The organism is Pseudoalteromonas sp. T1lg122 (genome assembly GCF_002964825.1).
Classification (GTDB): Bacteria; Pseudomonadota; Gammaproteobacteria; order Enterobacterales; family Alteromonadaceae; genus Pseudoalteromonas; species Pseudoalteromonas gelatinilytica.
On sequence record NZ_PQCG01000031.1, the window covers coordinates 38,815 to 56,226 of the forward strand.

Annotated in this window: 16 protein-coding genes and 1 tRNA gene; 12 read left to right on the top strand and 5 right to left on the bottom strand. The window is 41.8% G+C overall.

What is annotated here, in order from left to right; genetic code table 11:
* The first annotated feature begins 154 nt into the window (after positions 1-154).
* From C2M33_RS10955 to C2M33_RS10965, 3 genes are all read left to right on the top strand, one after another.
* The gene (locus tag C2M33_RS10955; RefSeq protein WP_063702826.1) at positions 155-787 is read left to right on the top strand and encodes a c-type cytochrome; all 633 of its coding nucleotides are present in this window, start codon (positions 155-157) and stop codon (positions 785-787) included.
* Between the two features lie 751 nt (positions 788-1,538).
* On the top strand, positions 1,539-2,141 hold the full coding sequence (gene yihI / locus C2M33_RS10960; protein WP_105174449.1) for a Der GTPase-activating protein YihI: 603 nt from the start codon (positions 1,539-1,541) through the stop codon (positions 2,139-2,141).
* The gene (locus tag C2M33_RS10965; protein ID WP_105174450.1) at positions 2,138-2,653 is read left to right on the top strand and encodes a DUF2489 domain-containing protein; all 516 of its coding nucleotides are present in this window, start codon (positions 2,138-2,140) and stop codon (positions 2,651-2,653) included. Before yihI ends, C2M33_RS10965 begins: the two co-directional genes overlap by 4 nt.
* 61 nt (positions 2,654-2,714) lie before the next feature.
* On the opposite strand, the gene hemN is transcribed toward C2M33_RS10965, so the two are convergent.
* Positions 2,715-4,088, bottom strand: a complete 1,374-nt coding sequence (hemN, locus tag C2M33_RS10970) for an oxygen-independent coproporphyrinogen III oxidase (protein ID WP_105174451.1) — start codon at positions 4,086-4,088, stop codon at positions 2,715-2,717.
* A gap of 273 nt (positions 4,089-4,361) precedes the next feature.
* Between hemN and C2M33_RS10975 the strand changes: the two genes are divergently transcribed.
* From C2M33_RS10975 to C2M33_RS10995, 5 genes are all read left to right on the top strand, one after another.
* A tRNA-Ile gene (locus C2M33_RS10975) sits at positions 4,362-4,438 on the top strand.
* A 228-nt stretch (positions 4,439-4,666) separates the two neighbouring features.
* Entirely contained in the window at positions 4,667-5,374 is a 708-nt protein-coding gene (locus tag C2M33_RS10980; RefSeq protein ID WP_105174452.1) for a hypothetical protein, read from the top strand.
* A gap of 21 nt (positions 5,375-5,395) precedes the next feature.
* Positions 5,396-5,899 carry an RNA polymerase sigma factor gene (locus C2M33_RS10985; RefSeq protein ID WP_105174453.1) on the top strand — a complete coding sequence of 168 codons (504 nt, stop codon included), beginning with the start codon at positions 5,396-5,398 and terminating at the stop codon, positions 5,897-5,899.
* A gap of 5 nt (positions 5,900-5,904) precedes the next feature.
* On the top strand, positions 5,905-6,474 hold the full coding sequence (locus C2M33_RS10990) for a hypothetical protein (RefSeq protein WP_158685582.1): 570 nt from the start codon (positions 5,905-5,907) through the stop codon (positions 6,472-6,474).
* A gap of 151 nt (positions 6,475-6,625) precedes the next feature.
* Positions 6,626-9,076 (top strand): carbohydrate-binding domain-containing protein, encoded by a 2,451-nt coding sequence (locus C2M33_RS10995; protein WP_105174455.1) that lies wholly within the window; start codon positions 6,626-6,628, stop codon positions 9,074-9,076.
* Positions 9,077-9,626: 550 nt separating this feature from the next.
* On the opposite strand, the gene galE is transcribed toward C2M33_RS10995, so the two are convergent.
* A complete protein-coding gene (gene galE / locus C2M33_RS11000) occupies positions 9,627-10,640 on the bottom strand; it encodes a UDP-glucose 4-epimerase GalE (RefSeq protein WP_105174456.1) in 1,014 nt (337 codons plus the stop codon).
* Positions 10,641-10,870: 230 nt separating this feature from the next.
* Here galE and C2M33_RS11005 point away from each other — a divergent pair, with 230 nt between their 5' ends.
* Entirely contained in the window at positions 10,871-11,374 is a 504-nt protein-coding gene (locus tag C2M33_RS11005; protein ID WP_063702775.1) for a DUF3016 domain-containing protein, read from the top strand.
* 176 nt (positions 11,375-11,550) lie between these two features.
* Here the strand turns inward: C2M33_RS11005 and C2M33_RS11010 are convergent, their stop codons facing one another.
* Positions 11,551-11,841, bottom strand: coding sequence for a hypothetical protein (locus C2M33_RS11010; RefSeq protein WP_054561134.1), 291 nt, complete (start codon positions 11,839-11,841; stop codon positions 11,551-11,553).
* A gap of 72 nt (positions 11,842-11,913) precedes the next feature.
* On the opposite strand from C2M33_RS11010, the gene C2M33_RS11015 reads away from it, so the two are divergent.
* Positions 11,914-12,126 (top strand): hypothetical protein, encoded by a 213-nt coding sequence (locus C2M33_RS11015; protein WP_054554124.1) that lies wholly within the window; start codon positions 11,914-11,916, stop codon positions 12,124-12,126.
* Positions 12,127-12,394: 268 nt separating this feature from the next.
* Here C2M33_RS11015 and epmB read toward each other — a convergent pair whose 3' ends face one another.
* Positions 12,395-13,408: an EF-P beta-lysylation protein EpmB gene (epmB, locus tag C2M33_RS11020; RefSeq protein WP_063702774.1), complete on the bottom strand. Its 1,014-nt coding sequence runs from the start codon at positions 13,406-13,408 to the stop codon at positions 12,395-12,397.
* A 41-nt stretch (positions 13,409-13,449) separates the two neighbouring features.
* On the opposite strand from epmB, the gene efp reads away from it, so the two are divergent.
* Positions 13,450-14,016, top strand: coding sequence for an elongation factor P (gene efp / locus C2M33_RS11025; protein WP_063702772.1), 567 nt, complete (start codon positions 13,450-13,452; stop codon positions 14,014-14,016).
* A gap of 227 nt (positions 14,017-14,243) precedes the next feature.
* Positions 14,244-15,218, top strand: coding sequence for an elongation factor P--(R)-beta-lysine ligase (gene epmA / locus C2M33_RS11030; RefSeq protein WP_105174457.1), 975 nt, complete (start codon positions 14,244-14,246; stop codon positions 15,216-15,218).
* Between the two features lie 66 nt (positions 15,219-15,284).
* Here the strand turns inward: epmA and C2M33_RS11035 are convergent, their stop codons facing one another.
* Positions 15,285-17,384, bottom strand: coding sequence for a TonB-dependent receptor (locus C2M33_RS11035; RefSeq protein ID WP_105174458.1), 2,100 nt, complete (start codon positions 17,382-17,384; stop codon positions 15,285-15,287).
* Between the last annotated feature and the right edge of the window lie 28 nt (positions 17,385-17,412).

Consider the following 17,412-nt stretch of genomic DNA (forward strand, 5'->3'; position numbering starts at 1 on the left):
ATTACTAGGTAGAAACTTAATCTAAGTCAAATCCCTATAAATTATGAGCTTAATGTGGGCAGAAAACGTGCCAGAGAATTTATTATCGTGTAGAATATAGAAATCACAACATCCATATTGTAGATGATACAGGGTCGGAAACAGAGAATTCACCATGAAAAAAATAGCACTATCTTTAACTATATTGCTTGGTACGTTGTCAGCAAGCAACGCAACAGCATTTGATGGCGATGTAAACGCAGGTAAAGAGAAATCGGCAACGTGTGCGGCTTGTCACGGCCCAGACGGTAATGCGCCGGTTAATATCTACCCTAAGCTTGCAGGCCAACACGCAGATTATATCTATAAACAATTAAAAGATTTGAAATTAGGTATGACATCTGGCGGCAAAGAAGGTCGTATGGATCCAGTAATGAGTGGTATGGCTATGCCGCTTAGCGATCAAGACATGAAAGACCTAGCAGCTTACTTCTCTTCTTTAAATATGTCTGAAGGTGCAACACCTAAAGATGTAGTAGAAGTTGGTCAGCAGCTTTATAAAGCCGGTGATGCAGAGCGTGGTATTCCAGCATGTGCTGCGTGTCACGGTCCACGTGGTAACGGTACATCACTTGCAAAATTCCCGAAAATTTCGTTCCAACATCCAGAATACATCAAGTCACAACTTGAAAAATTCCGTGATGGCACGCGTAATAACGACTTAAACGGTATGATGCAAGACATCGCTAAAAAGTTAACAGACAAAGACATCGAAGTACTTTCAAAATACTTAGGTGGCTTACACTAAAGTCTGATTGCCAGTAGTAATACTGCGCAGTAATATGTGATTAGTGTGAAAAAAGCAGCGCAAGCTGCTTTTTTTGTATTTAATCCATGTCGAAATATCCCACACTCTTGTGAGACATTGACCATATCGAGCTGTAAGCTAAATCTTATTTTTATTTCACTTTTAATTGTAAGTCTTTGTTATTGGTTGATTTGATCTTGTTGCAATATCTTATCTGTAAGAAAAATTATATAAATTAGTTGTAACAAAATTATTAATGAGTAAATTAACCACTGTCGCTGAGACAGCAAAAACAACATGGACAATGTAATAAGGAAAGTGATTGCGGCAAGTCTTTAGGGGTTGACACTGGTTAGGTGTCCTAAAGGAAATAACAAAAAAGCGTCAGGATTGACCGAGAATAATAAAAGCTCATGGAAGTTTAATAATAAAAACAAAATGGAATGCTACACGGAAGGTTAAAACAATAACAAAATGGAAAAACAATAATAATAAAAATAATAAAGACTAAAAAGTCGAAGGGAGAAGTGTCCAGATAATTGGCGCTCAGATTAGTAGGCGGTAGAGATGTTTTCTCTACCGCCTTTTTATTTGTCCTGTTACAATAGCCACCGTTTGTACTAAAAGTATGAAAAGTGCGCAGTTCGTCAAGTTGACCAACCACATCCGCACATCGAATTCTTCTGGTTATGCCAGCATTACAATGCCACACAGGCGTTGTGCACAACCTCTTAAGTGAGATGATCAAGATATGAGTAGAAAGAAAAAGTCGCGTAAAATTCCATCGAATGGTCCTGTACGTCTAAGTAAAGAAAAGCTTAGAGAGATGCGCGCGTTAAAAGAGCAGCGAGTTAAAAAGACGAAAGGTGCTAAACCTGGGTCTCGAAATGCGCCTGATGCACAAAGTGCAGAAAACACTGCTGCGAACAATCAACCGAAAGATAAGCGTGTTGGTAGTAAAAAGCCGGTTTCTTTAGTTGCGCCTAAGGCTGAGCCAAAAGTTGAAATGAAACGCAACTTAAAGCCAATGGTTGAGCTGAAGAAAGTAACTGAGCCTGAGTTAACGCCAGAGCAAGAGCTAGAAGCGCTAGAAAATGACGAGCGTCTTCTGAAACTGGTAGAACGTCATGAGCGTGGCGAGTTACTAACAGGTAAAGACGCTAAGTACTTTAATAGTCGTATTGCTCGTCACCAAGCTCTGTGTGAGCTATTAGGTATCGAAGATGATGAAGACGACTACGAAGATGACTTTGAAGATGATTTTTACGATGAAGGTGAATCAGACTTCGATAAGTACTTATCTGATGATTTAGCGAACGAATGGTTTGATGACGAAGATGAGGATGAGCGATGAGCACAACCTTGATTATTGCCATCGTTATTGGTGCGGCAATTATCGCAGGGCTTGCGTTTTATGCAGGACAACTTCTGTATAAACTAAAAGAGCAAAATAAGCTTATCGCCAAGAAGCAAGCTGAGCATGAGCAAAAGCTTGCGGCATCAAGAACAAAGCGTAATGCAAAGTTAGCCGATAGCATTCATTTAATTGCCCGTGCAATGAATGAAGAGCAATGTGAGTTCTCAGAGGGCAGCTTACGCATTTGGGTGCTGATCTCTCAATACAGCTTTGCAGAAGAGTTTGAGTTAAGTGAGCGCTACCCAGGCATATTTAAAATGTACGAAGTAGTTAAAGACATGCCAACGCATGATGCCCGTAAGAAATACTCTAAAAAAGAGATTTTTAAAATGGACACCACTCGCTGGCGTGCTGAAGAGCAACTTAGCGATGAGATAAAAGCAGATTGCGTACGTATCATTGAAGAGTTTAAAGAAGCCCCAGACAGCGAAAACGTCGTATTCAATTAAACATACGTGCAGTGATTTAAGCAAAATAAAAAGCAGAGCCTAGGCTCTGCTTTTTGTTGGGTTAGATAACTCGTGAGAAACGAGTTTGCTTGATTTGTTGTTGTAGGTGCGCATCAAAGCACATACAAATAATACGAATAAATAAATTACCACGGGCTGTTACTGTGATTTTTTCTTGGCTCACAGACACCAAGCCATCAGCCAGTAGCGGGTCAAGTGCTTGTAGTGCCTCGCAGAAGTAGCTGGCAAAGTTGATATTAAACTGCTTTTCGATTGCAGGAATATCCAGCTCAAACTGGCAGATCAATTGTTTGATCACTGCGGCACGTAACGTATCGTCATCAGTTAAAGCAACACCTTTACAGACTGCACTGCCAAAGCCTTCTTGCACGGCTTTGTAATAGTGTTTTAACTCTTTTTCGTTTTGTAAAATGGCATTGCCAATTTGTGAAATCGACGACACACCCAAACCTAATAAGTCACATTGGCCATGCGTTGTATAACCTTGGAAATTACGATGTAATTGACCCGCGTTTTGTGCAATTGCCAGTTCATTGTCTTTACGGGCAAAGTGGTCCATACCGATAAACTGATAACCCGCCGCTAACATCTGCTCAAGGGTATTTTTGAACATAGTGAGCTTATCGCCCGCAGATGGTAAGTCAGCGTCTTTAATTTTACGCTGTGCTGCGAATCTATCTGGTAAGTGGGCATAGTTAAATACCGACACGCGATCAGGGTTTAACTCTATCAGCTGTGCAATCGTCTCTTTAAAGCTCTCAGGTGTTTGCAGTGGCAAACCGTAAATCATATCGGCATTAATAGATTTAAAGCCAAGTTCACGAGCCTCAGTAATCAAGCCTTTTACAGATTGCACACTTTGCGGGCGATTAACTGCCAGTTGCACAGCATCATTGAAATCTTGAATACCAAACGAAACACGATTGAAGCCAAGCTTACGTAGATGAACTAGCATGCCATCAGCTAAAGAGCGAGGGTCAATCTCAATACCGCGCTCGGCATCATCAGCAAAATTAAAATGTTGTTCAACCAATGCCATTAAGCGGCTCATTTGTGTTGCCGATAAGAACGTTGGCGTACCACCCCCTAAATGCAGTTGCTCAACCTTATAATCGGCAAAAAGTGTTGCTTGCTCAGCAATTTCAAGCGCTAAATTATCTAGGTATAAATCGGCTTTAGATTGATGACGAGTGATTACCTTATTACAACCACAGTAATAACAAAGCTGACTGCAAAAAGGGATATGGATATACAAGGATAAAGAACGGCTTTTCGATGCCGCAATCGCGTTAATCATATCTTGTTGGTTATAACCATCAGCTAAAGACAATGCTGTTGGGTAAGAGGTATATCGAGGCCCAGAAATATTGTACTTGTTGATCAGAGATTGATCCCAGCTAGGTAAATTTATCACAGTCAGCACTCCGCAATTGATTGAGCGGCTATTTTAACGAGTTTAGTGATTTAGCTATTTGATCTAGAACAATGTCGGAGGCTAGAAACTAATCGACATGCTTTAAGGTCGTTGTAAAAACAAAGAGTTTACTATTTGAGCAGTTGATTTAGTGATTGTTAAAATAAAGGGTTTTGCTAGTGACAAGGTTACAAAAACTTCTTATACTGCATCCCGCTTTAGTCAGTTAAACCTGCTAAACGCATCAAAAAATTTAGCTTTCGCTAATACAATGGCCCCTTAGCTCAGTTGGTTAGAGCACACGACTCATAATCGTTAGGTCCCCAGTTCAAGTCTGGGAGGGGCCACCATTTTCTTACTGTAAAAATCCAAAATTAAAGCTGTTTTTATAGCTGCGCTCAATTTATTTTTATCCTTAAAATTCAACGAAATAAAATTATTTTTAATTTTTTAAAAATATTTTGTCAGGTTATCTGTGTTTGTCTCGTCTATAGCTGCAAATGACACGAAGTTGTTCTATTCGGTGGTAGTAATAGGCAGTGTCTTGTGTATCTATTTTTTACGAAAAGGACAAACTCATGACGACCACAACATCAACTGTGAATACGCTAAAACTTGATTCAACGAATGCACCATTTAGTGATGCGGCTCTTTGGTTAAAAGAAGGATGGGGGTTATTTAAAAAAGCACCGTTTAAACTTTTTTTACTTATGACGCTGTTCGCCATTTTACCTGGTTTAGTGCAGCTATTGCCTGCACCTACAGGTTTAACCATATCTAAATGGTTAGCGCCTATGTTAATGGCAACGGTGTGGCCTTTGTTGTTTAACCTGAATAATCAGCAAGAATTTTCATTTAAGCATAATGCAACATGGGCGAAGTGGGGGCGAGTTGCCGTGTGGTCGGTTGTTGGTATTTTACTGGCGCTGGTGCAATTTGCAGTAGGGAGTACTTTGATTGGTAGTGAGCAGTTATCGGCATTATTGTCTGGTCAGTTTGTTGATGTTGAACGCTGGCGCGTTGGGGTCATGTTTGTATCAATTGTTCCTGTAAATATGTTGCTTATGTTTGTGGTGCCTCTATTACTTTTAAACAATGCTTCGCTTAGTACCGCTGTTAAAGAGAGCATTACAACGGCACTAAAGGTGATTAAACCATTAAGCATGCTTTGTTTGATTAATATGCTTGTTACCTTTGCTGCCCCTTATAATCTTTTACCTATGTTGTTGGTTGGGCCGGTATTAGCATGTACCTACTTTTGTGCCTATACTCGTTTGTTTAAATAATAATAAAAACATGGAAGTACAGTGAAAACTGATGTTCAAATAAACACATTGCTGAATGAATACGCGCCGCTGTTGGCGCGTGTTGCTGCAACCTATGAGATTAATCAAGCGCTACAAGATGAGCTAATTCAAGAGATGTCATTGGCTGTTTGGCGCGCTTTTGAAAGTAATGACTCATCACCCGATGTTGCCTTTCGGGGCGATGCCAGCATAAAAACCTATATTGCCCGAATAGCTCATAATAAAGCGGTTGATCATGTGATAAAAGAGCAAAACCGCAAAGAGGTGGCAAGTTCTGGAAGTATTGATTACACCCAAGCTTTAAGTGCGCATAAATCACCAGACGACAGTTTAGATTTAATGGCTGCCCTTCGTAAATTAACGCTGAAATACCGACAGGTGCTTGCCTTACAGCTTGAAGGGTTTAATCAAAGTGAGATAGCTCAAACGCTGGGGCTGTCTGAAGATGCGGTTGCTAAACGTGCAAGTAGAGCAAGGCAACAACTTGCAAGCCTAGTGGAGTGAATAAAGTGGATAAATTCGAAGCAGATGATCAATTAGCTAAGTGGCAGCAGGCATTCGTTCAGGCAACGCCGAAAGTGGATAGTGCAGCGTTAATAGCACAAACGCAAAAGTCGCGAGCTAAGTTAAAACTAAAAGGGTTAATCGACTCATTTTTAGGTGTTGTGGTAACCGTATTTTGTATTTACGCCATGTTGTTTGAGGCAAAAAATACCTATGAAACCATTATGTTTGCGCTATTAGTGCCTATTCCTTTAGGCTTTGGGATTTGGTCATACCGCTTAAGACGAAAGCTTTGGCAGGCAGAAACACTAGACGTTAATGCAATGCTTAATTTTAAAGAAAACCAGCTGAAGCACCAAGTTCATTACTGGCATGTGAGTTTTATTGGCTGCGTTGCTCTTTGGTGCGCTTTGCTGATCGTTGCCTTGTTTAATATGGTTATGTTTAAAACATATAGCCTATGGCTTATCCAGCTTGGTATTAATGGCATTATCGTGCTGGCTGTTTATGTACGCTATAAAAAACTAAAAGCACAGATAGCTGTAGCGCTTGAGAGCATTCAAGCGATGCGCTGATGAGCGGTGTTGCTATTTGAGGTGGCCAAATTGTGTTTATAGTGTGGAAGTATTGTGCTTATACAATAAAGATGCCTCCCAGCCTATAGTAGAGCGCCCTGTAACTGGCTAAAAATACACCTATGTCAATACTGAGATATAGGGAGTATTTATGACACATGTTGTGAAATGTTTGCTTTTATCGATCATTATGCTGAGCTTAGTTGCCTGTGGTGACAGTGGCTCAGACAATCAAGAAACGGTGAATTCGGCGCCTATTGCGATTGCAGGGGTCGATCAAAGTGTCGAAGCGGGCACATTGGTTACGTTAGATGGCTCATCAAGTAGTGATGAAGATGGTGACACGTTAACCTATCAATGGTCTTTTGTTAGCGTACCTTCGGACAGCTCCGCCAGTCTTACAAATGCAACCAGCGCATCTGCTACTTTTACTACAGATGTAGTGGGGAGCTACCAAGTACAGCTTGTTGTAAGCGATGGTGAAGACACAAGTAGTGCAGATACGGTTACTATCACGGCAAGTACCACTAGCGTTGAAAATACAGCACCTGAAGCCGATGCTGGTACAGATCAAACTGTTGAAACGGGCACGCTCGTCACCTTAAATGGCGCGTCGAGTAGTGATGACGATGATGACACATTAACTTATCAATGGTCTTTTGTAAGTATGCCATCAGGCAGTGAAGCAACCCTATCAAATGCAACGAGTGTCTCTACTACTTTTACTGCAGATAGCGATGGCGACTATGAAATACAGTTAATAGTGAATGATGGAACAGAGTCGAGCAGTGCAGATACGGTGACTATTACTGCCTCATCGACAGCTGCAACTAATACCGCACCCGTAGCGGAAGCGGGCGACAGTCAAAGCGTTGAAACTGGAGTTGAGGTGACCTTAGATGGTTCATCTAGTAGCGATGAAGATGGCGATACACTTACTTATCAATGGTCATTGTTATCAACTCCGACAGACAGTGAAGCCGAATTAACGAATGCAACAACGGTATCCCCCTCATTCACAACTGATTTAGACGGTGTTTATACCATTCAATTAATCGTCAATGATGGCTCGCAAAATAGTACTGCTGATACGGTAACTATTACCGCGACCACGAGTACGTCATCTGCAGATACCATTACCATTTTAGACTACAACCCGTCAGGAGCCGCAGAAGGAGATACTGACAACACCGGTGAAGATGAAGACGACCTTGTTGAAAATGCAAGCTTTGATGGCACTGTTATTATTAGTTATGCCGATACCAGCGTATCGGTTACAAATCCCTTTGAAGACAATGGTGTTGAGATTAGTGTTGATGGTGCTGATGTGACTGTTGTGGCAACCATCTCGGGAGTTGCGTATGACGTCGCGGGCTCGAGCACTGAGGGGTCATTAAAGATCTACAGTGATAATAAATTTAAACTGGGTTTATCAGATCTTGAGCTTGTAAATAGTGATGGCCCTGCCATTAATATTCAGTCTAAAAAAACGGTGTTCGTTATTTTAGAAGGTGAGAGCTCTCTTATCGACGGTACAACGTATTCAGATATTCCTGACGATGAAGACGCTAAAGCGACCTTCTTTAGTGAAGGGCAACTCATTTTTAGTGGCTCAGGTGAGTTAACTGTGACGGCTAATTACAAGCACGGTATTGTCAGTGATGATTATATCCGTGTACGTGATGGCACTATTATTGTGACTGACGCAGTAAAAGATGCCATTCATACCAATGATTATTTTATTGCTGATGGCGGTAGTTTTACGCTTGCAGCACAAAGCGACGGTATTGATGCATCTGAGGGCTACATTATTATCAATGATGGAGTCTTTAATATTGATGTGCTAGATGATGGTATTGCTGCATCTTATGATATTAGCGAAGAAGACGAACCGGATGAGTCAATCACTCCTAATGTAACGATTAATGGCGGCACTTTTACGATAACAACCTCAGAAGGTGAAGGAATTGAAGCGAAAAGTGAAATAACCATTAACGATGGGCAATTTGAGATCAACGCGTATGACGATGCTATAAATGCAGGCGATATGATTTATATTAATGGCGGTCAGATCTACGCGTATAGCAGTTCAAATGACTCGGTTGACTCAAATGGCGAAATTACTATCACCGGTGGTGTCCTGATAGCGATTGGTAGCAGTGCACCAGAGGCAGGGATCGATGCAGATAGCAACACGATTAAGTTCACAGGGGGCACAATTCTTGGGCTCGGTGGAACCACAAGTTTACCAAGCTCAACCGAAAGCACGCAAAATAGCATCGTGCTCGATGGGGTAGCCAAAGATAGTATTTTACATATTCACTCCGAATCACAAGACGAAGCGCTTACTTTTTTAGTGCCTAAACAAGTTGCGACCATACTCTATTCAAGTGCCAAATTGAGCTTGTCAGAAAGCTACGATATTTATGTTGGCGGCAGTGTGAGTGACGGTGAAAGCTTTAATGGTTTGTATACTTCAGGGGAGTTCTCATTAGACGGAGCAAGTTTGTCAGAGTCATTTACTCTTACTGATGTTGTTACTCAGTTAGGAGGGCAAACTGGCCCAGGTGGTGGCGGTGGTCGAGGTGGCCCCGGCGGTTAGTGATTTATAATTAAGCCTGCATATAGTGCAGGCTTAATTTTTACTGGCTCAAAATATTAGTCCGCCATACCTTGGCTAAGCGCTTTTATAAAAGGAATCGCTATAATACCAACCAGCAATAATACTTAATCGTTTTGAGGGATTAAACCTGTCGCTAACTGCGTTAAAAATTTCTCATTTACGACTGCATGGATGCAGAAGGTAGATCAATGCAGGAGCAATTGCCGAGCACAACTAAATAACGAAATTTTTGCCTTGTTATCAACGAGGTTTTATTGCCTCAAAATAGACTACTTAATTAAGCGGATTGGTATAACTTGACGAGCTGTTCCTAAAACTTATATAACTTACTATTCAAATAATAATAAAGGATATAGAGATGGAAGTTTTATACAGTATTTTGTTTTGGGGATCGCCTGTCGGCTTAGGGTTGTTCTTTTTCTTATCGTGCACGGGGGCAGGGATACTTTTCTGGGGTATTGCGCAGCTTAAGAAAGCTTCATTAAATTAAAAAGCCGATGTGTGAACATCGGCCTTAAAATGATTTTGACTATTTGTAACCGTTCGGGTTATTGCTTTGCCAGCGCCATGTATCTTGCATCATCTCATCGATACCACGCTCTGCTTGCCAGCCAAGCTCGTTCAACGCTTTTTCTGGAGCTGCGTAGCAGGCTGCAATATCGCCCGCTCGACGCGGCGAAATTTGGTAAGGTACGGCTTGACCGCTGGCTTTCTCAAAAGCGGTAACCATTTGTAATACTGAGTAACCATTACCTGTGCCTAGGTTAAATACGTGCGCACCTGTATCACTTGCAATTCGGTTCAGTGCTTTTAAGTGACCTAATGCTAAATCGACGACATGGATATAGTCACGAACACCCGTTCCATCTACAGTATCGTAGTCATCCCCAAATACACCTAGCTTTTCTAGTTTACCCACAGCGACTTGCGAAATATAAGGTAATAAGTTGTTAGGAATACCGTTAGGGTCTTCACCGATAAGGCCAGATTCATGAGCGCCGACAGGGTTAAAGTAACGTAAGATAACAAAGGCAAAGCGTTCATCTGATTTCGCGATATCTTGCAGCATCATTTCAACCATAAGCTTTGATGTGCCATATGGGTTAGTTGTACCGCCAACTGGGAAGTCTTCACGAATTGGCAGGCTTGCAGGGTCACCGTATACGGTTGCTGATGAGCTAAATACTAACTTAAACACGCCAGCATCACGCATAGCATCAACCAGAGTCAGCGTACCTTGTACGTTGTTTTGATAATACTCGATAGGTTTTACAACCGATTCACCAACCGCTTTTAAACCTGCGAAGTGAATAACACTATCAATTGTGTGTTCACTGAAGATTTTGTCTAAGCAGGCTCTATCTAAAATATCACCCTGATAAAATGTGACGTCTTTACCCGTGATTTGTTTTACGCGAGCCAATGACTCATTTGATGAATTGCTTAAGTTATCGAGTACAACAACGTCAGTACCTTGTTGTAATAACTCTAATACGGTGTGAGAACCGATGTATCCGGCTCCGCCGGTGACTAAAATGGTCATATAATATCCATGAACTATACCTGGTTGAATTAGCCTTATTTCATCACATTTCGGCCTAAATTACATGAATAAATTGTGACTTATAGCAATAAAGCAAAAATATGAATCGCTTGTTTTTGATTACATTTTGCACCATATTGGTTACACCTAAGTGTTTAGATATTAAGCTATAGTTAATTGTCAGCAGCTAAAATTTAATCATTAGCTATACCTGTTAAGTGGAGAAACAGATGAATACAGTAAAAAAAATTGCCTTAGCAATGATCATTGCACTACCTGCTTTTGCTCACGCAGGAGAGGCAAAAGTTAAATGGCATGACTTTAACGATTACCGCGATGTTGAACCTGGCAACAACTCACCGAAAGGTTCATTTCATAAAAATGTGGCGAAGAATTTTGAAAAACACTTTAACAAGCTTGCTGAAAAACTACCTGAAGGCTACACCTTCAATGTTGAAGTGACGGAGCTTGATCTAGCGGGTGATGTGCGTTTTGGTACGATGAATGAATTGCGCATCATCAAACCAATTTATTTCCCACGTATCGACCTAAATTATTCGATTACCGATAAAGACGGTAAAGTGATAAGCGAAGCTAATGATGTAAAGCTTAAGGACATGGGCTTCATGGATCGCATGAAAATGGGTCGCGATGAAGCCTATTACTACGACAAGCGGCTAATCACTGATTGGTTTGAAGACGAGCTACTGCCGTCGTTAAATCTGGGTGAATGATAGCCGTCAGTTTTAAGTTGAGCTGCGTTGTTTGTGAGTCTTGTAAAAGACCTGCAACGTGGGAGGCGTTTTAACGCCGAAAACAATGCTTGGATAAGGCTGCTCCCACATGTAGGCGTGAAATTTATTTCACGCGATAGCCTCTATTCACAATAAATAAAATAGAGGCTTCTACGTTACTTAAACGTCGCTAACAGTTGTAGTAACTGCTGCAGTTTAATAACGGTTTTTTTCAGTTTTTCTTCGTCCATACCGTCGTTGCTTAAGCTTTCTACATCAGCAGCAACATCGAGAACGTAAGGTTTAAAACGTTTTGCTTCAAAATCAAAGCCAGCATCTTTTGCAAATAAGGCTGTGAATTTGCCATGGCCTTGCTGCTGTAAATCATCTAATTTTTTATCAGCATCAAGTGCCTGACGATAAACGATTTTTAGGTTAGCATTGAGTTGTTCAATAATTGAATCCATTTTTTTCCTAAAGCTTTAGACTGCAATGCCGATATAGTACGTGGATTGTCATAAAAAGTCAGGTAATGAACTATGAATATATCAGGATCAAGCTTACCAGCGATGAGTGGCGGTGGCGAAAGCGCAGAAGTTTACAGCGCATCGCTTGCTAAAAAACAGCAAAAGGCTGATGGTGCTGCGGCACTTGCACTTATCGAAGGTGCAGCAATGAATACCAGTGCTGCACAAACACCTGCTAAGTCGGTAACTGCGACACTAGGTAACAACGTAAACGTATACGTTTAGTTGTTAAACTAGATAGGGCGTGTTGACCCTTTATGATTAATTTTGCAGCAGTGTGTTTGGTATTTAGGCAAGGCAGAGCCTATGTAGTGTGGTTGTTCCACATAAATAGGCGATAACGCAGCATCAATGCCAAACACGCGCTGCCCTTCGGGTTCTTCCTAGGGGCGATTAACTCTTTGTTGCTCGGTTTTTACTTAGCCCACTAGGTTACAAATCTCGCGCCGCGATTAAATCGCCCCTAGAGTGAACAAATTTCAATCAACAAAGGTCAACACGCCCTTAGGTCGATAGGCGTTTTACTTTTTTCGCCGCCGATCTCGCGCACCAACTTAGGAACTAAGAACCCCGGCAATGCTGCTAACATAGCCGTCACGATTTCCCGTGCCTGACTCTCAGCTATATCAAAGTGGCTGGCACCTTCAACTTTATCGAGTAGATGTAAGTAGTAAGGAAGTATATCTGCCTCAAACAGAGCCTCACTAAGTGCAACTTGCGACTCGACAGAATCATTCACATCTTTTAGTAACACCGCCTGATTTAATAACGTAACCCCTGCAGCTTTTAACTTTTGCATGGCCATTTTAAAGTCATCATCAATTTCGTTAGCGTGATTGATATGGTTTATAAACACCACTTTTAACGGTGATGCAGCAAAGCGTGCACATAGCTCATCGGTAATTCTTGCTGGGATCACCACAGGTAAGCGGCTGTGAATACGCATGCGTTTAATTTGCGGAAGTTGCTCTAACTCATCCATAAACCAACTAACAGCATCGTCTTTGGCCATCAATGGATCGCCACCACTTAAAATGACTTCGTTGATGTTGCTGTCTGCTTTTATGTAAGCCAGTGCGTCAATCAAGCTGCGTTTGTTTAATTGGTTTTCTTGATAAGGAAAATGGCGTCTAAAACAATAACGGCAATTTACAGCACAGCCGGTTTTAAACATCACTAAAACCCGAGAGCGATACTTGTGTAACAAACCAGGTTGGTTGTTATCTTGCTCTTTTAGAGGATCTTTGTCGTAACCTGTTTTTGCTAAAAACTCTTGGTGTCTTGGCATCACTTGCAGCAAAAGAGGGTCGTTTATGTCGCCATAACGCATTTTTTTGATAAAAGGCAGTGGCACGCGGACAGGAAAAAGACTGCGTGCTTTGAGGTCTTTTTCGTCTACTTTGCTTGATAATCCTAGCATTTCTAGCAAGCGTTCAGGACAAGTGACAACATTTGCCAATTCTTTTTGCCAGTTTTTATGCAAATTTACTTCATTTCTTTGTATCATTGACACGTAGATTACTCGAAATTATTTAGACAGAGGAAACGATGGCGAATTATAGCACCAATGAGTTCAAGGGCGGCCTAAAAATTATGTTAGACGGCGAACCTTGCAGCATCTTAGAAAATGAAATGGTAAAACCTGGTAAAGGCCAAGCGTTTAACCGTGTTCGTATTCGTAAACTAATTTCAGGCAAAGTTCTTGAGAAAACGTTTAAATCAGGCGATAGCGTTGAAGGTGCAGACGTAATGGATACAGATTTAGCGTATCTTTACACTGACGGTGAGTTCTGGCATTTCATGAACAACGAAACATTTGAGCAAATCGCTGCTGACGAAAAAGCACTTGGCGACAATGCAAAATGGTTAGTTGAAAATGACGTATGTACAATCACGCTTTGGAACGGTAACCCAATCGCAGTTACTCCACCAAACTTCGTTGAACTAGAAATCACTGAAACAGATCCAGGTCTAAAAGGTGATACAGCGGGTACGGGTGGTAAACCAGCAACATTAAGCACTGGTGCTGTTGTTCGTGTTCCTCTGTTCGTACAAATCGGCGAAGTGATCAAAGTTGATACACGTAGCGGTGAATACGTGAGCCGTGTTAAGTAATAGGCTAAATAATACCAATTCGCAATAATACTTAATCATTTTGAGGGATTAAACCTGTCGCTAGCTGCGTTAAAAACTTCTGATTTAGAACAACTAAATAACGAAATTTTTGCCTTGCTATCAACAAGGTTTTATTGCCTCAAAATAGACCACTTAATTAAGCGAGTTGGTATGAAATTATTATAAAATCCCAGCTTCTGCTGGGATTTTTTTTTGGGAAACACTTTATGTCTAATGTCCTTTGGCAACCAAGCGCCGATATTGAAACTTTACGAGAGCGTGCCGCCATCATTCGTCGTATTCGCGAATTCTTTTATGCACGGGATGTATTGGAGGTTGAAACGCCGAGTCTTAGTGCTGCCAGTGTAACCGATGTGCATTTAGCGACTTTTAGTACCGAGTTTGTTGGCCCAGGTCATGCTGGTGGCTTGCCACTGTATTTGCAAACGTCACCTGAGTTTGCCATGAAGCGTTTACTTGCAGCGGGCTCTGGGGCTATTTTCCAGCTGTGCAAAGCCTTTCGTAATGAAGAGGCGGGTAGTCATCATAATCCTGAATTTACAATGCTTGAGTGGTACCGCCCAGGCTTTGATGAGTTTGCGCTTATGGATGAAATGGATGAGCTTATGCAATTAGTGCTTGGTGTAGATAGCGCAGAGCGACTAACTTATCAGCAAGCCTTCATTAACGCTTTAGGTGTTGATCCTTTAACTGCTGATATCAGCACATTACAACAGCTAGCAGCGGAGCAGGGCTTTGCCGATATTGCCGCGAATGAAACGCACCGCGATACCTTGTTGCAGCTATTATTTTGTATGAAGGTTGAACCAACGATTGGCCAAGAAAAGCCTTGTTTTGTTTATCATTTTCCGGCATCGCAAGCCGCTCTTGCCCAAATTTGCCAACATGATGAGCGAGTAGCAGGACGCTTTGAGTTATATTTTAAAAATATGGAACTGGCAAACGGCTTTAATGAACTGACCAATGGTAAAGAGCAAGCAGCTCGTTTTAGTGAAGATAATCAATATCGTGAAGCGAATGGATTAAAGCAAGTGCCAATGGATGAGCGCTTAATAGCTGCACTAGAACATGGTTTACCACAATGTGCGGGTGTCGCACTGGGTATTGATCGACTCATTATGCTGGCAACGAATAAGCAAAAGATTAAAGACGTACTTGCCTTTGATGTTGAAAGGGCTTAACTGATTTGCCTCTAGGCTCTAGGCTCTAGGCTCTAGGTGCTAGGTTAAAAACCTAGCACCTAATTCTTATAGCTCGTAAATAAATGTCACACCGGCAACCATAGGTTCGCCAAGTTGTGTGTATGTATGAGTGGTGTAACCGTCTAATGGATCGTTACCAAACTCAAAGCCACGAGTTGGTACGTCTTCGTCAAATAAGTTACGTGCCCATGCATTAATGCTCCAATTATCACTTTCATAACCAAACGAAGCATTCACTAAGTTGCTGCTAGGTGCTTTTGAGTTATGGCTATCAGAGAAGTAGTAATCGTCTTTGCCTTCTATACCAATTGATGCGTAAAGTGCTGGCGTAAAGTTATAACGCGCAGTGAATGCGTATTGGTATTTAGGTGCTTGTGCTTGATCTCGACCATCTTGATCTAGGCCTGATTGCGCAACAAAGTCATTGATTTCTGTATTTAGGTAACCTGCACTACCTGTTAGTAGCAAATTGTCAGTAGCTTGGAAGCTGCCTTCAATTTCTAAACCATAGTTTTCGCCAGAGCTGGCGTTATCGATATAGCCTGTGAATTTTTGGCCTTCAACTTGCCACGATTTTAGCTGCATATCTTCGCGGTACATGTAGAAAGCGGCAAGACGTAACACAAACTTATCATCCAAAGAGCTGCCTTTTACACCAAACTCACCGCTCCAAAGGTATTCAGGGGCAAATGATGTGTGATTAGCGAAGAAATCAGCATCTAGATTTAAGCCCTCATCTTTAGCTTTTGCTAAAGCTTCAGAGTTAATACCGCCAGCCTTATAGCCACGAGTAATGCTGGTGTAGATCATAGTGCGATCAATCACTTGGTATTCAAGTGCAAGCTTACCGCCCACCATGACATCATCCGTTTCTTCAATAAAACCGTTATTGTCGATGTAGTCGCCTTGATACTGCTCAACACGCAAACCCGTTATTAAGGTTGTTTTTGGACCAATAGCTGTTGCTAGTTGGCCATACGCTGCAATATTGCTGGTTTCATAATTTGAGGTAAATGGCTGTGCAAGCCAAGTGTATTGGCGCTCTAAATCAACTTCGCGGCCTTGATAGTAAATGCCAGCGACCCACTCACCTGATTTACCGCTAAATTGCAGCTCTGCAGCCTGATCTTGACGATCGCGAAAGTAAGCATCTGTTGAGCTATAGCCCCAATCATGTAAGCCAGCGGCACATAATTCAGGTTGGGCTTCATCATTACACACCCAGTCCTCGTCGTAGCTGTATAACAGCTCGCTGTCGATACCAGAAAGGTTTAGGCTGACATCAAATAAGTCAAAACCGGTATAAATATTTGCTAGGCCAACCGCAATGCTTTCTTGGTTGTCTTGACCTGGTTCATCAGCAACACTGTAGCGGCTGTTATCTAGTGTGAATGCGTCATAGCCGTTATTTATATCGATGTAATGTACATTCAGTTCAGTACGCAGATGCTCGGTTAATTGACTGTGTAATTTAAAGCGAGAAACGAGCTCATCCTGTTGTTGGGTATCTTCGCCTAAATAACGGTTTTCTACATAACCATCAGATTCACGTTGATAAATGCTAGCGCGTACTGCCGTGTCGTCAGTAATACCCGTACCTGCGGCAACACCAGCTTCGTAGCTGTTGTAGTTGCCCGCACCTAATTGTATTTTCACACTTGGGTCAAGGGTCGGTGCAGCAGATTCCATTTGAATCATGCCTGCTAAGGCATCAGCGCCAAAGCGAGTCCCTTGTGGGCCGCGATAAATTTCAACTTGGTCGATGTCAAATAACAGTGAACTGCCGCCTAAACCTGAGTAGTTAATGCCGTCGATCACTAAGCCGACCGAAGGATTAATAGGGTCAACGAACTGTGAGCGTAAACCAACACCACGAATTTGCACGAAACGACCACGAGATGCCCCTGAGGTAAAGTTAACATTCGCTGCACTAGCAAGCATCTCATCTAAAAATTTTGCACCACGTTGATTGATTTCATGGTCTGAAAATAAGCTTGCGCTGGCACTAAGGGTTTGAATGCTTTCTCTTTTGAAATCACCGGTAACTTCAATCGTTTCCAGCTCGCCGTCTTCAGCGTAAGCAATCGAAGATGCTGCGAATAAAGGCAGGATAGCAGCAGATAATAATGATAAACGTCGTTTCATGCGGATTCTTAACTCCATTTTCGGGACT

Bases quoted from the DNA above. Each gene is read 5' to 3' on its own strand.
- C2M33_RS10955 (WP_063702826.1), top strand. From the start codon at position 155: ATGAAAAAAATAGCACTATCTTTAACTATATTGCTTGGTACGTTGTCA.
- yihI (WP_105174449.1), top strand. From the start codon at position 1,539: ATGAGTAGAAAGAAAAAGTCGCGTAAAATTCCATCGAATGGTCCTGTA.
- C2M33_RS10965 (WP_105174450.1), top strand. From the start codon at position 2,138: ATGAGCACAACCTTGATTATTGCCATCGTTATTGGTGCGGCAATTATC.
- C2M33_RS10980 (WP_105174452.1), top strand. From the start codon at position 4,667: ATGACGACCACAACATCAACTGTGAATACGCTAAAACTTGATTCAACG.
- C2M33_RS10995 (WP_105174455.1), top strand. From the start codon at position 6,626: ATGACACATGTTGTGAAATGTTTGCTTTTATCGATCATTATGCTGAGC.
- galE (WP_105174456.1), bottom strand. From the start codon at position 10,640: ATGACCATTTTAGTCACCGGCGGAGCCGGATACATCGGTTCTCACACC.
- C2M33_RS11005 (WP_063702775.1), top strand. From the start codon at position 10,871: ATGAATACAGTAAAAAAAATTGCCTTAGCAATGATCATTGCACTACCT.
- C2M33_RS11010 (WP_054561134.1), bottom strand. From the start codon at position 11,841: ATGGATTCAATTATTGAACAACTCAATGCTAACCTAAAAATCGTTTAT.
- C2M33_RS11015 (WP_054554124.1), top strand. From the start codon at position 11,914: ATGAATATATCAGGATCAAGCTTACCAGCGATGAGTGGCGGTGGCGAA.
- epmB (WP_063702774.1), bottom strand. From the start codon at position 13,408: ATGATACAAAGAAATGAAGTAAATTTGCATAAAAACTGGCAAAAAGAA.
- efp (WP_063702772.1), top strand. From the start codon at position 13,450: ATGGCGAATTATAGCACCAATGAGTTCAAGGGCGGCCTAAAAATTATG.
- epmA (WP_105174457.1), top strand. From the start codon at position 14,244: ATGTCTAATGTCCTTTGGCAACCAAGCGCCGATATTGAAACTTTACGA.
- C2M33_RS11035 (WP_105174458.1), bottom strand. From the start codon at position 17,384: ATGAAACGACGTTTATCATTATTATCTGCTGCTATCCTGCCTTTATTC.